At 61.7% G+C, this 12773-nt stretch carries 11 protein-coding genes; 2 read left to right on the forward strand and 9 right to left on the reverse strand.

What is annotated here, in order from left to right; genetic code table 11:
• Positions 1–39 precede the first annotated feature (39 nt).
• Positions 40–2544 carry a glycerol-3-phosphate 1-O-acyltransferase PlsB gene (gene plsB / locus BFN10_RS05310; protein WP_071488789.1) on the reverse strand — a complete coding sequence of 835 codons (2505 nt, stop codon included), beginning with the start codon at positions 2542–2544 and terminating at the stop codon, positions 40–42.
• A 182-nt stretch (positions 2545–2726) separates the two neighbouring features.
• On the opposite strand from plsB, the gene BFN10_RS05315 reads away from it, so the two are divergent.
• The gene (locus BFN10_RS05315; RefSeq protein ID WP_003189131.1) at positions 2727–2936 is read left to right on the forward strand and encodes a cold-shock protein; all 210 of its coding nucleotides are present in this window, start codon (positions 2727–2729) and stop codon (positions 2934–2936) included.
• 178 nt (positions 2937–3114) lie between these two features.
• Here BFN10_RS05315 and BFN10_RS05320 read toward each other — a convergent pair whose 3' ends face one another.
• The 4 genes from BFN10_RS05320 to BFN10_RS05335 all read right to left on the reverse strand — a co-directional run bounded on the left by BFN10_RS05320 (position 3115) and on the right by BFN10_RS05335 (position 8351).
• A complete protein-coding gene (locus BFN10_RS05320) occupies positions 3115–3492 on the reverse strand; it encodes a hypothetical protein (RefSeq protein WP_058425300.1) in 378 nt (125 codons plus the stop codon).
• Positions 3493–3546: 54 nt separating this feature from the next.
• Complete coding sequence (locus BFN10_RS05325; RefSeq protein WP_071488790.1) at positions 3547–4356, reverse strand: putative RNA methyltransferase; 810 nt, start codon at positions 4354–4356, stop codon at positions 3547–3549.
• The gene (gene dapE / locus BFN10_RS05330; RefSeq protein WP_071488791.1) at positions 4356–5507 is read right to left on the reverse strand and encodes a succinyl-diaminopimelate desuccinylase; all 1152 of its coding nucleotides are present in this window, start codon (positions 5505–5507) and stop codon (positions 4356–4358) included. The genes BFN10_RS05325 and dapE overlap by 1 nt, the downstream gene beginning before the upstream one ends.
• A 252-nt stretch (positions 5508–5759) precedes the next feature.
• Complete coding sequence (locus tag BFN10_RS05335) at positions 5760–8351, reverse strand: glycosyltransferase (RefSeq protein WP_071488792.1); 2592 nt, start codon at positions 8349–8351, stop codon at positions 5760–5762.
• Positions 8352–8563: 212 nt separating this feature from the next.
• Between BFN10_RS05335 and tcdA the strand changes: the two genes are divergently transcribed.
• The gene (gene tcdA, locus BFN10_RS05340) at positions 8564–9379 is read left to right on the forward strand and encodes a tRNA cyclic N6-threonylcarbamoyladenosine(37) synthase TcdA (protein WP_083351546.1); all 816 of its coding nucleotides are present in this window, start codon (positions 8564–8566) and stop codon (positions 9377–9379) included.
• Between the two features lie 116 nt (positions 9380–9495).
• Here tcdA and BFN10_RS05345 read toward each other — a convergent pair whose 3' ends face one another.
• From BFN10_RS05345 to BFN10_RS05360, 4 genes are all read right to left on the reverse strand, one after another.
• The gene (locus BFN10_RS05345; RefSeq protein WP_071488793.1) at positions 9496–9909 is read right to left on the reverse strand and encodes a SufE family protein; all 414 of its coding nucleotides are present in this window, start codon (positions 9907–9909) and stop codon (positions 9496–9498) included.
• A complete protein-coding gene (locus tag BFN10_RS05350; protein WP_071488794.1) occupies positions 9906–11111 on the reverse strand; it encodes an aminotransferase class V-fold PLP-dependent enzyme in 1206 nt (401 codons plus the stop codon). Before BFN10_RS05350 ends, BFN10_RS05345 begins: the two co-directional genes overlap by 4 nt.
• A 64-nt stretch (positions 11112–11175) precedes the next feature.
• Positions 11176–12210, reverse strand: coding sequence for a 2,3,4,5-tetrahydropyridine-2,6-dicarboxylate N-succinyltransferase (gene dapD, locus BFN10_RS05355; RefSeq protein WP_058425293.1), 1035 nt, complete (start codon positions 12208–12210; stop codon positions 11176–11178).
• Between the two features lie 33 nt (positions 12211–12243).
• Positions 12244–12552 carry an arsenate reductase gene (locus BFN10_RS05360; RefSeq protein ID WP_231999482.1) on the reverse strand — a complete coding sequence of 103 codons (309 nt, stop codon included), beginning with the start codon at positions 12550–12552 and terminating at the stop codon, positions 12244–12246.
• Positions 12553–12773 lie beyond the last annotated feature (221 nt).

Genomic DNA, 12773 nt, shown 5'->3' on the forward strand with positions numbered 1-12773 from the left:
TTTCAACAGCGCCGGCATCCAACCGGCGCCTTTTCAAATCTAGTGGTTTTCTTCAGGTTCGATGGGTATTTCGGCCGCGCCATCCACACGATGCAATGCCACCTGGCGGATCGACAGGCGAATCTCCGCCGGCAACACGCGCTTGGCCGCGCCTTCGGCCAGTTCGCCGAGCAGGTCGTGATAGCTCAGCTTGCCGGCGTCATCGCGGCGCAGCACATCTTGTTCCAGCAAGGTCTGGATGAAATGTCGGAAAAGGCTCTTGTCGAAGAACTCCGGAGCATTGAGGCCATGCAGGATCGACAGGCGCTGGGCCATGATCGTGCACAGGTCTTCCAGCTCTTCGGCGCTGATGCTGTTCTGGCCGCTGTTGAGCAGCAGCGAAATCGCCATGTAGAAGCGTTGCAGGGTCTGGGCGATGCTCTTGGACAGCAGCGTCAGCAACACGAAGTGCCGTGAACTCGGCGCCGGGCGCAGGTATACGTTGTTTTCGAAACGCAGCAAACCTTGTTCGACAAAGGCTTCCAGCCACTGGTCGATCACGGTATCGAGCTCTTCCAGCGACCAGCGGATAAACAGCTCCGATTGCAGGTACGGGTACAGCGCGTGGGTGTAGCGCTGGATCTGCTCGCGGCTCATCCGCGAGCTGCTCTGGAAGAAACTCGCCAGCAGTGCCGGCAGGGCAAAGATGTGCAGCACGTTGTTGCGGTAGTAGGTCATCAGGACGGCGTTCTGCTCGCCCAGGTAAAGAATCTTGCCCAAGGCATCGCTCTGTTCCGACAGCAAATCCATGTCCTTCACATGCTTGATCAGCGCCAGGCCATCACCTTCGGGCAAGGTGGTATGGGGCGAGTAGGGCACACGGCGCAACAGCGCCAGGTACAGGTCCAACTGGCGCGCCATGGCTTGTTCGTCCAGGGCCAGGCGGGTGGTGGACAGCAGCGCCAGGGCGACCAGGTTCACCGGGTTCACGGCGGCGGCTTCGTTCAAGTGGCGTGCCACCTGTTCGCCGAGGCGGTTGGTGGTTTCGTTGAGCCAGGCCGGCTTGTAGTTCGGCCCCAACTCCTGGGCACGCCAGTCCGGTTGTTCGCTGTCGAGGAATTCGGCCAGCTTGATCGGTTCGCCGAAGTTGACCGCGACCTGGCCGAAGCGCTGCTTGAGGGCGCCGACCACTTTGAAAATATCGAAGATCGACTCTTTCTTCTTGCTCGCGCCGCGCAATTCACCGAGGTAGGTACGGCCTTCAAGTACGCGTTCATAACCGATGTACACCGGCACGAACACGATCGGCATGCGCGATGAGCGCAGGAAGCTGCGCAGGGTGATCGCCAGCATCCCGGTCTTCGGCTGCAGCATGCGCCCGGTACGCGAGCGTCCGCCTTCGACGAAGTACTCCACCGGGAAACCCTTGGTGAACAAGGTATGCAGGTATTCGTTGAACACCGAGGTGTACAGCGGGTTGCCCTTGAAGGTGCGGCGCATGAAAAACGCACCGCCACGGCGCAGCAGGCTGCCGATCACCGGCATGTTCAGGTTGATCCCGGCGGCGATGTGCGGTGGGGTCAGGCCATTCTTGAACAGCAGGTAGGACAGCAGCAGGTAATCGATATGGCTGCGGTGGCAAGGGACGTAGATCACCTCGTAGCCCTGGGCAACCTTTTGCACGCCTTCGATGTTGTTGACCTTGATGCCGTCGTAGATCTTGTTCCAGAACCAGCTCAGCACCACTTCGAGAAAGCGGATCGCGGTGTAGGTGTAGTCCGAGGCGATTTCGTTGCCGTAGCGCAAGGCCTGGGCCTTGGCTTTTTCCGGGCTGATCTTTTCCCGTTCGGCCTCGTCGATGATGGCCTGGCGCACCAGCGGCATGTTGACCAGGCCCTTCACCAGATTGCGCCGGTGTGACAGATCGGGACCGATCACCGCCGTCTTCAGGTTACGAAAGTGCACACGCAGGATGCGTTGGGCCATGCGCACCGTGCGTTCGTGCCCTTTATTGTGCTCGATCAATTCACGCAGGTTGATTGGCGCAGAGAATTGCACGCGGGTCTTGCGACCCAGGATCAGGATGCTCAACAGGCGACGTAGACGCCCGGTGACCGCCCAGCTGTCGGCAAACAACAGCTTCCACGGGCTGGACTCGCTCTCGGGGGACTGGCCCCAGAACACGCTGACCGGAATGATTTGTGCATTCTCTTCGGCGTGCTCGCTGAGGGTATCGACCAGGCGGGTCAGCGTGGGCGGTGCACCACGCTTGTCCTGGCGGCCGAGCCAGTCCGGTTCCGGCGTGAGGTAGAAGAACGCCGCCGGTTCCATCAGCGGGCCGACCGAAACCGGCAGCACCGGGCGCGGCAGGCCGGCCTTGGTGCACTCGGCATCGACTACGGCCAATTCGGTGAGGGAGGGTGATTGCAGGACGTAGAACACCGGCCGGCTGCGGTCCAGGTTGAGGGTTAGGGACGACTGGTTGATCGTCTCCGAGCGAACCCAGAGGTACAACAGTCGGCGCAAGGTGCCAAACACTAGACGGCGGAACGGGGAGCGGGTCATAGGCGTGCTGCTTCAAGTGGAAAAAACCGAGCAGGCGCTCGGGCGGGTAGTGTGCCGTATTCGCCGAAAATCGGCAAAAAAGCAGCGATGTAAACTTGAGTTGATCGTTTTTGAGCCTGTCTTATACTCGGCAGTTCAATGCGACTGACCCAACAATAAAAAACTGTGGGAGCAAAAACAGAATGACAACGCGTGAAACCGGCAATGTGAAATGGTTCAACGATGCAAAGGGCTATGGCTTCATTCAACGCGAAGACGGCAAGGATGTGTTTGTGCATTACCGTGCCATTCGCGGCGAAGGCCACCGTTCCCTGGCCGAGGGCCAGCAGGTGGAATACGCCGTGGTGACTGGCGAGAAGGGGTTGCAGGCGGAGGATGTGGTGGGGCTTTAACGCGCGCTGAACCCCTGTTGTGGTGAGCGGGCTTGCCCCGCGTTGGGCTGCGAAGCGGCCCCAATAAGAACGCCGCGTTGTGTCAGGCACTCCGCGGCGTAGGGTTTTAGGGCCGCTTCGCAGCCCAGCGCGGGGCAAGCCCGCTCACCACACAAGCCCTTCCCTCATGCTTTCAGGATCAGGCGGTTTTCCAGGTGATCTGCTCTTCACCGTCCACGCTGATCCGAATCCAGGTATCGGCGCTTTCTTCGCCTTCTTCCTCGACCCAGGTCCCCGGTGCACAACGCACTTCCACGTTCAGTGCAGCAAACGCAGCACGGGCGCAGGCAATGTCGTCGTCCCACGGCGTCTGGTCACTTTCCAGGTACAGGCTGTTCCATTTGCCGACGGCTTTGGGCAGCCAGGTGACCGGCACGTTGCCGGCCTTGCATTTGTAGGTCTGGCCTTTCTGGACCCAGTCGGTGCAAGGGCCCAGGGCGGCGCCCAGCCAGGCGGCAATGGCCTTGTGGTCGACGTCGGCGTCCTTCAGGTAAATCTCGATATCGGGTTGGCGCATGGATGTTCCTCGTTGCGGGATTCGAAAATCCATTCGCGGGTATTGGAAAGGTGTTTATTGAAGCACGAAATAGTCGTAGCGCATCGACACGGTGACCACCAGCGGCTCGGCCGCCTCGATCACTTGCGCACGGCGCTCGGCACTGGCACGCCAGCCGTGAGGCGTCATGGCCAGCAGGTTGGCGCGGTCCCGGGGCTCGGCCAGGTTCAGCGTGAATTCCAATGTTTCGCTGTGTGCCAGGCTCATGCCGTCCGGCACCAGGGCCAGGTGCTTGTCGTCGGTGTATTCACGCACTTCGTCGTACAAGCGCTCGCGCAATTCCATCAGGTGGCCGCTGGTCGGACCGACCTTCATCAGACCGCCGCCGGGGCTGAGCAGGCGCTTGGCCTCTTCCCAGTCCAATGGGCTGAACACGCTGGCGAGAAACTGGCAGCTGCCTGACGCCAACGGCACGCGGGCCATGCTGGCGATCAACCAGGTCAGCGCAGGGTTGCGCTTGCATGCACGCTTGACCGCTTCCTTGGAAATATCCAGTGCGTAGCCATCGGCGTGAGGCAGGGCGTCGGCGATTTGCGCGGTGTAGTAACCCTCGCCACAGCCGATATCGACCCAGCGCTGCGGCGCGCGTTCGGCGGCCAGTTCGGCCAGGCGCCTGGCCACCGGGGCGTAGTGCCCGGCGTTGAGGAAATCGCGGCGCGCTTCGACCATGGCCAGGTTGTCGCCCGGGTCGCGGCTGTTCTTGTGCTGCACCGGCAACAGGTTCAGGTAACCCTGGCGCGCACGGTCAAAACGATGCCCGGCCGGGCACGCCACGCCATTGTCCACCGTGTTGAGCGGCGCGCTGCAAATGGGGCAGGCGAGCATCAGGCGAGCAACTTGATCAGGGTCTGGTAGTAGATTTCGGTCAGCACATCGAGGTCGCTGGCCAGGATGCGCTCGTTGACCTGGTGGATCGTCGCGTTGACCGGACCCAACTCGACCACTTGGGTGCCGAGGGTGGCGATGAAACGCCCATCGGAGGTGCCACCGCTGGTGGACGCCTGGGTCTCACGCCCGGTGATCGCCTTGATGCTCGCCGACACCGCATCCAGCAAGGCGCCCGGTTCGGTGAGGAACGGCAGGCCCGACAGCGCCCACTCCACGTGCCAGTCCAGGCCGTGCTTGTCGAGAATCTCCGCAACCCGTTGCTGCAGGCCTTCGACGGTGGACTCGGTGGAGAAACGGAAGTTGAACACCGCCGTCAGGTCACCGGGGATCACGTTGGTCGCGCCGGTGCCGGAATTGAGGTTGGAGATCTGGAAGCTGGTCGGCGGGAAGAAGGTGTTGCCGTCATCCCAGTGCTCGGCGGCCAGTTCGGCCAGGGCCGGCGCGGCCAGGTGGATCGGGTTCTTCGCCAGGTGCGGGTAGGCTACGTGACCTTGCACGCCGCGCACGGTCAGGGTGGCGCCGAGGGAGCCGCGACGGCCGTTCTTGACCACGTCGCCCACCAGCGTGGTGCTCGACGGCTCGCCGACGATGCACCAGTCCAGGCGTTCCTTGCGTGCAGCCAGGCGTTCGATCACGGCCTTGGTGCCGTGGTGCGCCGGGCCTTCTTCATCGCTGGTGATCAGGAAAGCCACCGAACCCTTGTGGTCGGGGTAGTCGGCGACAAAACGCTCCGCCGCCACCAGCATGGCCGCCAGGCTGCCTTTCATGTCCGCTGCGCCACGCCCGCAGAGCATGCCGTTTTCATCGATCAGTGCGTCGAACGGGTCGTTCTGCCACGCCTGCACCGGGCCGGTCGGTACCACGTCGGTGTGGCCGGCAAAGCACAGCACCGGGCCATCGTGCTTGCCGTGGGTGGCCCAGAAGTTGTCCACGTCTTCGATGCGCATCGGCTCAAGCGCAAAACCGGCGTCGCCCAGGCGCTGCATCATCAGCTTCTGGCAATCGGCGTCGATCGGCGTCACCGAGGGGCGACGGATCAGGTCGATGGCAAGTTGAAGGGTCGGCGAAAGGTCGGCATGGGCCGTCATGGGAAACTCCGGAAGCATGTGATGGGCGCAGGACGTAAGGTGCGCAGATTCAGTGTGGGAGGGGGCTTGCCCCCGATGGCTGAGTGTCAGTCACTGCATCTGTTGACTGGCTCACCGCCATCGGGGGCAAGTCGAATCGTCGCACCGCCCCTCCCACACAAAGCATTGGCCTGGGCCAAGACTCATAAAACGGCCGTTATCTTATAGCAAAACGGCGGCCAGAGGCCGCCGTTTAGTGCATTGCGCAAGTTTTTACGCAGCCGGTGCGGGTTGCGCTGCCGCCGCCGGTTTCGGCAGCGAAGACAGGAACGCCATGACCAGCGCCGCCACATACGGCAGCGACTGCACCAGCAACATCACCACCCAGAAGCGGATGTCATTGCTCGGCAGGCCCTGCACCAGGTAGATCCCCAGCGCCGCGCCCCACAACAGCAGCATGATGAACATCTCTTCGCGGGCTTCGGAAATCGCCACCCAGAAGCCGTGGTTATCGGCGTTTTTCGGTGTACGGAAGAACGGGATACTGGTGGTGAAGAAGCCATACAGCACCGCCTTGGCGATGGTGTGGGACAACGCCAGACCGGCCAGCGCCGCGCAGAATGCGTCCTTCAAGTTCACGCCTACCGCACGACGGTAAAGGAAGATGATCTTGCCCACCTTGAACACGAACAGCGCCAACGGCGGGATCGCGAAAATCAGCAGCGGCGGATCGACCCGCGTCGGCACGATGATCATCGCCGCCGACCACAGCAGCGCACCCACGGTGAAGAAGATGTTCATGCCGTCCGCCACCCACGGCAGCCAGCCCGCCAGGAAGTGGTAACGCTGGCCACGGGTCAGTTCGGTGTCCTTGCCGCGCAACAGGCTCGCGGTGTGGCGCTTGATGATCTGGATTGCCCCGTAGGCCCAGCGGAAACGCTGTTTCTTGAAGTCGATAAAGGTATCCGGCATCAGGCCCTTGCCGTAGCTGTCGTGGTAATACGCCGCCGACAGGCCTTTCTCGAACACACGCAGGCCCAGTTCGGCGTCTTCGCAGATGCACCAGTCGGCCCAGCCCAGTTCTTCGAGCACCGAGCGACGGGTCATGGTCATGGTGCCGTGCTGGATGATCGCATCGCGGTCGTTGCGGGTGACCATGCCGATATGGAAGAAGCCTTTGTATTCCGCATAGCAGAGCTTCTTGAAGGTGCTTTCGTTCTGGTCGCGGTAATCCTGCGGCGACTGCACCACGGCGATTTTCGGGTCGGCGAAGTGCGGCACCATGTGCTTGAGCCAGTTCGGCGATACGCAGTAATCGGAGTCGATCACCGCGATCACCTCGGCATCCTTGGCGGTGTGCGGGATCAGGTAGTTCAGTGCGCCACCTTTGAAACCGGCCAGGGGCGCGACATGGAAGAACTTGAAGCGCGGGCCCAGGGTTTCGCAGTAGTCGCGCACCGGCTCCCACACGGCCGGGTCCTTAGTGTTGTTGTCGATGATCAGGACTTCGTAGTCCGGGTAATCGAGCGCGGCCAACGCGTCGAGGGTCTGTTTGACCATCTCCGGCGGCTCGTTGTAGCAGGGCACGTGGATCGACACTTTTGGACGGTAGTCCGAATCCCCCACTACTGGCAGGAATTCACGCCGGCGCTTGTGGGTCCAGACCGCTTCCGCCAACTCATGGGCTTCGGTCAGCAACACGATAAACACGCCCAGGGCACCGAGGGCCAGGAGAATGCCCACGGTCACGCTGAACCAGGTGCTGTATTGCTGGCTGTAGTCGTAGCCGATCCACACCAGCACCGAACCGCACAGGAACGCGATAAAGGTCAGGAAGGTGCGGCCACGCTGGCGCAGGGCCGAGCCGTCGATCATCAGCAGGGTCAGCGACAACAGCGCGAGCACCACCGAACCGATGGCCAGCACGCGCCATTGCGGGATCGCGACCACGGGGCCTTCAAAGTTGAATTTCTGCTGGCGTGCGGCGTTGTACACGCCCCAGTAGGCGCCCGCCGAGCCTTCGTCGCTGACTTTCCACGGCTGATCGAAGGCCTCGATCACAAAGTAGTTGTAGCCCTGGCGGTTCAGCTTGTTTACCAGCGTACGCAGGTAAATCGCCTGGTCGGCCGGGGAGGTTTCATTACCCCCGCGCATGCGGCCGTTGCTCGGCCAGCCGACTTCCGACAGCAGCAGCGGTTTTTTCGGGAACAGTTTCTTCAGGTCACGGGCACGGTCGAGTACATACTGGCCGGCCTTGTCCATCGGGATGTATTCCCAGAACGGCAGGATGTGCGCGGCGATCAGGTCGACGTGCTTGGCCAGTTGCGGGTTCTTTTCCCAGATGTGCCACTGCTCGGAGGTCGTCACCGGTACTTTCACGGCGGCGCGCACCCGGTCCAGCAGCACAATCAGTGCCTCAGGGGTGATTTCTTCCCGGAACAGGGCTTCGTTACCCACCACTACCCGCACCACACTGCGCGAGGTGTTGGCGATTTCGATGGCACGCTGGATTTCTCGTTCGTTGCGCTCCAGGTCCGGGCTGATCCAGATCCCCAGCGTCACGCGCAGGCCGAACTCTTCCGCCAGCTTGGGGATGTCCCCCAGGGTGCCGTCGACCGAGTAGGTGCGGATGTTGTCCGTCAGCTTGCTCATGATCGCAAGGTCTTGACGCATCTGGTCGTCGGTCGGGTACTGGTCTTTCTGTGGGAACTGGCCTTGCTGGAACGGCGAGTAGGAAAAACCGGAGATCTGTTCAGGCCAGTTGGGGGTGGTGACGGGGCGGTTGATCAGCGCCCAGAAGCCGGTGAACAGCGCGGCGATTGCCAGCACGATCACCAGGTTGAGTCCAAATTTACGCGATGCCATGGCTATTTCGGGTTCCAAAAGGTGTGGAACGAAAAGAGGTGTCGGCCTGCGCCGAACGGCGCGCATCCTACACCGGCCCTTCCCTGACCGTACAGCAAGCAGAGAAAAACCGGACATTAGTCAGCGAAAGGCCATCTTAGTTCTTAACTTGTAGCTTGAAGCTTCGAACTTGTCGCTGCGTAGCCCTATAATGCGCGCCGGTTTTTGGGGTAATGGTCATGAGTACAGAAGATCCGCGGTTTGCAGGCGTCGCCCGCTTGTATGGCATTGAAGGCCTGGAGCGCTTGAAAGCGGCCCATGTGGCGATCGTCGGCGTCGGCGGCGTAGGCTCCTGGGCGGCGGAAGCCATGGCCCGTTGCGGGGTGGGCGAGATTTCGCTGTTTGACCTGGATGACGTCTGTGTCAGCAACAGCAACCGCCAGTTGCACGCCCTGGACAGCACCGTGGGCAAACCCAAGGTCGAGGTGATGGCCGAGCGCCTGCGCGGCATCAACCCGCACTGCACGGTGCATGCGGTGGCCGACTTCGTGACCCGCGACACCATGGCCGAATACATCACCCCCAACATCGATTGCGTGATCGACTGCATTGACGCGGTCAACGCCAAAGCTGCGCTGATCGCCTGGTGCAAGCGCCGCAAGATCCAGATCATCACCACCGGCGGCGCCGGCGGGCAGATCGACCCGACGTTGATCCAGGTCTGCGACTTGAACCGTACCTTCAATGATCCACTGGCTTCGAAAGTGCGTTCTACCTTGCGTCGCGACTATGGTTTTTCACGCACCGTGACCCGTCATTACAGCGTGCCGTGCGTGTTTTCCACCGAGCAACTGCGTTATCCCAAGCCGGATGGCAGCATTTGTTTGCAGAAGAGTTTTGTCGGGGATGGCGTGAAGCTGGACTGCGCGGGTGGGTTTGGTGCGGTGATGATGGTGACTGCCACGTTCGGCATGGTGGCGGCGACCAAGGCGGTGGACAAGATTGTGGCCGGGGTGCGCAGGCCTTCCGAGCGGGTCAAGCCCACTTAATACTGGATACTTGCACCATTCAAAATGTGGGAGCTGGCTTGCCTGCGATAGCGGTGCATCAGTCAACCTCTTCGACGACTGACACCCTGTAATCGCAGGCAAGCCAGCTCCCACATTTAGTTTTGTATAAGGCTCAATGCTCGCATGCGCTGCAAGACCGCATTCAGGCCATTGCTGCGCGACGGCGACAATTGGCGGGAAAGCCCCAGTTGGTTGAACCAGTCGGGCAAGTCGACGGCTTGCAGCTCGGCGGCAGAGAGTCCATTGACCCGCGCCAGCAACAACGCCACCAACCCGCGAATCATCCGCGCCTCGCTGCTGGCGGCGAACTGCCAATGGCCATCGTGCAATTGCCCGACCAGCCACACCAGGCTTTCGCAGCCCTGCACGAGATTGGCGTCGACTTTATCTTCGGCAGGCAGGGCGGGCAAACGCTCGCCCCATTGCATCAGCATGCGCGCGCGCTGTTCCCAACTGCCTACCGCCTGGAAGGCCTCCAGTGCAGCGACTGCCTCCACCGGCAGGCTCATCGCAGCATATCCAGCGCCTGATCCAGTGCTTCAAAAAAGCGTTCCAGATCGTCGGAATCGTTATACAGCGCCAGCGATACACGGATCGCCCCCGACAAGTGCATTGCCTTGAGCAACGGCATGGCGCAATGGTGCCCGGCGCGCACAGCGATGCCTTGTTCGGTCAACAGATGCGCGAGGTCGGCGTTATGCACGCCTTCGACCACAAAGCTGACCAACGCCACTTGCGGCGAGCCCAGCACGCGCACGCCATTGCGCGCTTTCAAACCGCGCAGCAGATACTCGTGCAACGCCGCTTCATGGGCGATCACTGCCGGTTGATCCAGCGAACTCAGGTAATCCAGGCTGGCGCCCAGGCCGATCACGCCGGCAATCGGCGGTGTGCCCGCTTCGAAACCCAGCGGCGCCGGGCGGAAACTGGCGCTGTGGTAGTCGGCCTGTTGCACCATTTCGCCGCCAAACTGCCAGTGGTGCAGGTGGTGCAGGGCTTCGTTGCGGCCAAACAGCACGCCGACGCCGTCCGGCCCGTACAACTTGTGGCTGGAAAACACATAGAAGTCGCAGCCCAGGGCCTGCACGTCGTGGCGGCCGTGGACGATGCCTTGGGCGCCATCGACCACGGTCAGTGCGCCGTGGGCCTTGGCCGTTGTGATCAGCGTCTGTAAGGGTTGCCAGGCGCCCAGCACGTTGGATAGCTGGCTTACCGCCAGCAGGCGTGTACGCGGGCCGATCAATTCGGCGGCGGCTGTCAGGTCGATCACGCCGTCATCGTTCAACGGCAACACCACCAGCGTGGCAGCGCGGCGTTTGGCCAGTTGCTGCCAGGGCAGCAGGTTGGCGTGGTGTTCCAGGGCGCTGACCACAATCTCATCGCCCGCATTGAATAAGTGCTCAAGGCCGTAGGCCAAGAGGTTCAGCGCAGAAGTCGCGCCGTGGGTGAACACGATCTGCCCACTGCCGCCTGCATTCAACCACTGCGCGACCTTGCTGCGGCTGTCTTCGAACGCCTGGGTCGCATGGGCGCCGGGCAAGTGCTGGGCACGGTGCACATTGGCTGCGCCATTGGCGTAGTAATGGCTGATGGCATCCAGCAGGGCCTGGGGCTTTTGTGTAGTGGCGGCGTTGTCCAGGTACGTCTGGTCTTGCCGTTGCAGGGTGGCGATGGCCGGGAAATCGGCGCGCCAGGGGGAGGGCACTAGCATGGTGTTCAAGACTCGTATAAGCGAGCCCCAGGGTCGGGGCCCGCTAGTGGCATCGAGTGGCTGCTTAGTTGTGAGCGTGCAGCGCTTCGTTCAGTTCGATGGCCGATTTGTGGGTTTTGCACTCCACGGCACCGGTCTCGGAGTTACGGCGGAACAACAGGTCCGGCTGGCCGGCCAGCTCACGGGCCTTGACCACTTTCACCAATTGGTTTTTCTCATCCAGCAGCGCGACCTTGGTGCCGGCGGTGACGTACAGGCCCGACTCCACGGTGTTGCGGTCGCCCAACGGGATACCGATACCGGCGTTGGCGCCGATCAGGCAGCCTTCGCCGACCTTGATCACGATGTTGCCGCCGCCGGACAAGGTGCCCATGGTGGAGCAACCGCCACCCAGGTCCGAACCCTTGCCGACGAACACGCCTGCCGATACACGGCCTTCGATCATGCCCGGGCCTTCGGTGCCGGCGTTGAAGTTGATGAACCCTTCGTGCATCACGGTGGTGCCTTCGCCCACGTAGGCGCCCAGGCGCAGACGTGCGGCATCAGCGATACGCACGCCGCTCGGCACCACGTAGTCGGTCATTTTCGGGAACTTGTCCACCGAGAATACTTCCAGCAGCTCGCCACGCAGGCGGGCTTCCAGCTGGCGTTCGGCCAGTTCGTTGATGTCGATCGCGCCCTGGCTGGTCCAGGCCACGTTCGGCAGCTGCGGGAACACACCGGCCAGGCTCAGGCCGTGGGGCTTGACCAGGCGATGGGACAGCAGGTGCAGCTTGAGGTAGGCCTCAGGCGTGGAGGTCAGTGCGGCGTCTTCGGCCAGCAGGGTGGCGACCAGCGGGGTGTGGCTTTCGGCCAGGCGGTTGAGCAGCGCGGCTTGGGTGGCGTCGACATTCTTGAGGGCATCGGCCAGTTGCAGCGCTTGGCTGATGGTGAAGGTGATGGCCTGGTTGCCTTCGGTGTAACCGAGGATCGGCGCGATAGCCGCGACGATTTCAGCCGATGGGTTGAGCAGCGGCTGTGCGTAAAACACTTCCAGCCAAGCACCTTGGCGGTTCTGAGTGCCGACGCCGAAGCCCAGGCTGAACAGGGAATTGGACATGCTGTTACCTCTACAAAAATGGAAAGGGCTGGCCTACTTGAGGGCCGCCGAATAACTATCTGGCTTGAAGCCAATCAGGGTTCTGTCACCGAGATCGAGCACCGGGCGCTTGATCATCGAGGGTTGTGCGAGCATCAATTCAATGGCTTTCGACTGATCGAGATCGGCTTTGCGTTCGTCTTCGAGTTTGCGAAAGGTGGTGCCCGCACGGTTCAACACCACCTGCCAACCGTGCTCGTTGCACCATTGGGTCAAGTGTTCGCGGTCGATACCGGCCGTTTTGTAGTCGTGGAACTCATAGCCCACGCCGTGCTCATCGAGCCAGGTGCGCGCTTTTTTCATGGTGTCGCAGGCTTTGATGCCGAAAAGGTGCAACGTTTTGCTTGAAGCGGTCAAGGAATTGCCCCCCTTTGGACCAAGTGAAAATTAAAGGTCACGGATTATGCCACGACCAGCGGGCGGGTGCCCCTCGTCATGCGGCGTGCGACTTATGTGCAAAGGCCGGCAGGCAGCATAGGCGGTTAACATAGCTGGGTAATATGGCACTTAGGCGGCCAGTTGTT

Origin of the sequence: Pseudomonas extremorientalis (assembly GCF_001870465.1) — a bacterium.
Lineage (GTDB): Bacteria > Pseudomonadota > Gammaproteobacteria > Pseudomonadales > Pseudomonadaceae > Aquipseudomonas > Aquipseudomonas extremorientalis.

Coding starts and splice junctions, on each gene's coding strand:
- BFN10_RS05335 (WP_071488792.1), bottom strand. CDS start 8,351: ATGGCATCGCGTAAATTTGGACTCAACCTGGTGATCGTGCTGGCAATC.
- dapE (WP_071488791.1), bottom strand. CDS start 5,507: ATGACGGCCCATGCCGACCTTTCGCCGACCCTTCAACTTGCCATCGAC.
- BFN10_RS05315 (WP_003189131.1), top strand. CDS start 2,727: ATGACAACGCGTGAAACCGGCAATGTGAAATGGTTCAACGATGCAAAG.
- BFN10_RS05350 (WP_071488794.1), bottom strand. CDS start 11,111: ATGCTAGTGCCCTCCCCCTGGCGCGCCGATTTCCCGGCCATCGCCACC.
- plsB (WP_071488789.1), bottom strand. CDS start 2,544: ATGACCCGCTCCCCGTTCCGCCGTCTAGTGTTTGGCACCTTGCGCCGA.
- dapD (WP_058425293.1), bottom strand. CDS start 12,210: ATGTCCAATTCCCTGTTCAGCCTGGGCTTCGGCGTCGGCACTCAGAAC.
- BFN10_RS05320 (WP_058425300.1), bottom strand. CDS start 3,492: ATGCGCCAACCCGATATCGAGATTTACCTGAAGGACGCCGACGTCGAC.
- BFN10_RS05360 (WP_231999482.1), bottom strand. CDS start 12,552: ATGAAAAAAGCGCGCACCTGGCTCGATGAGCACGGCGTGGGCTATGAG.
- BFN10_RS05325 (WP_071488790.1), bottom strand. CDS start 4,356: ATGCTCGCCTGCCCCATTTGCAGCGCGCCGCTCAACACGGTGGACAAT.
- tcdA (WP_083351546.1), top strand. CDS start 8,564: ATGGTCATGAGTACAGAAGATCCGCGGTTTGCAGGCGTCGCCCGCTTG.
- BFN10_RS05345 (WP_071488793.1), bottom strand. CDS start 9,909: ATGAGCCTGCCGGTGGAGGCAGTCGCTGCACTGGAGGCCTTCCAGGCG.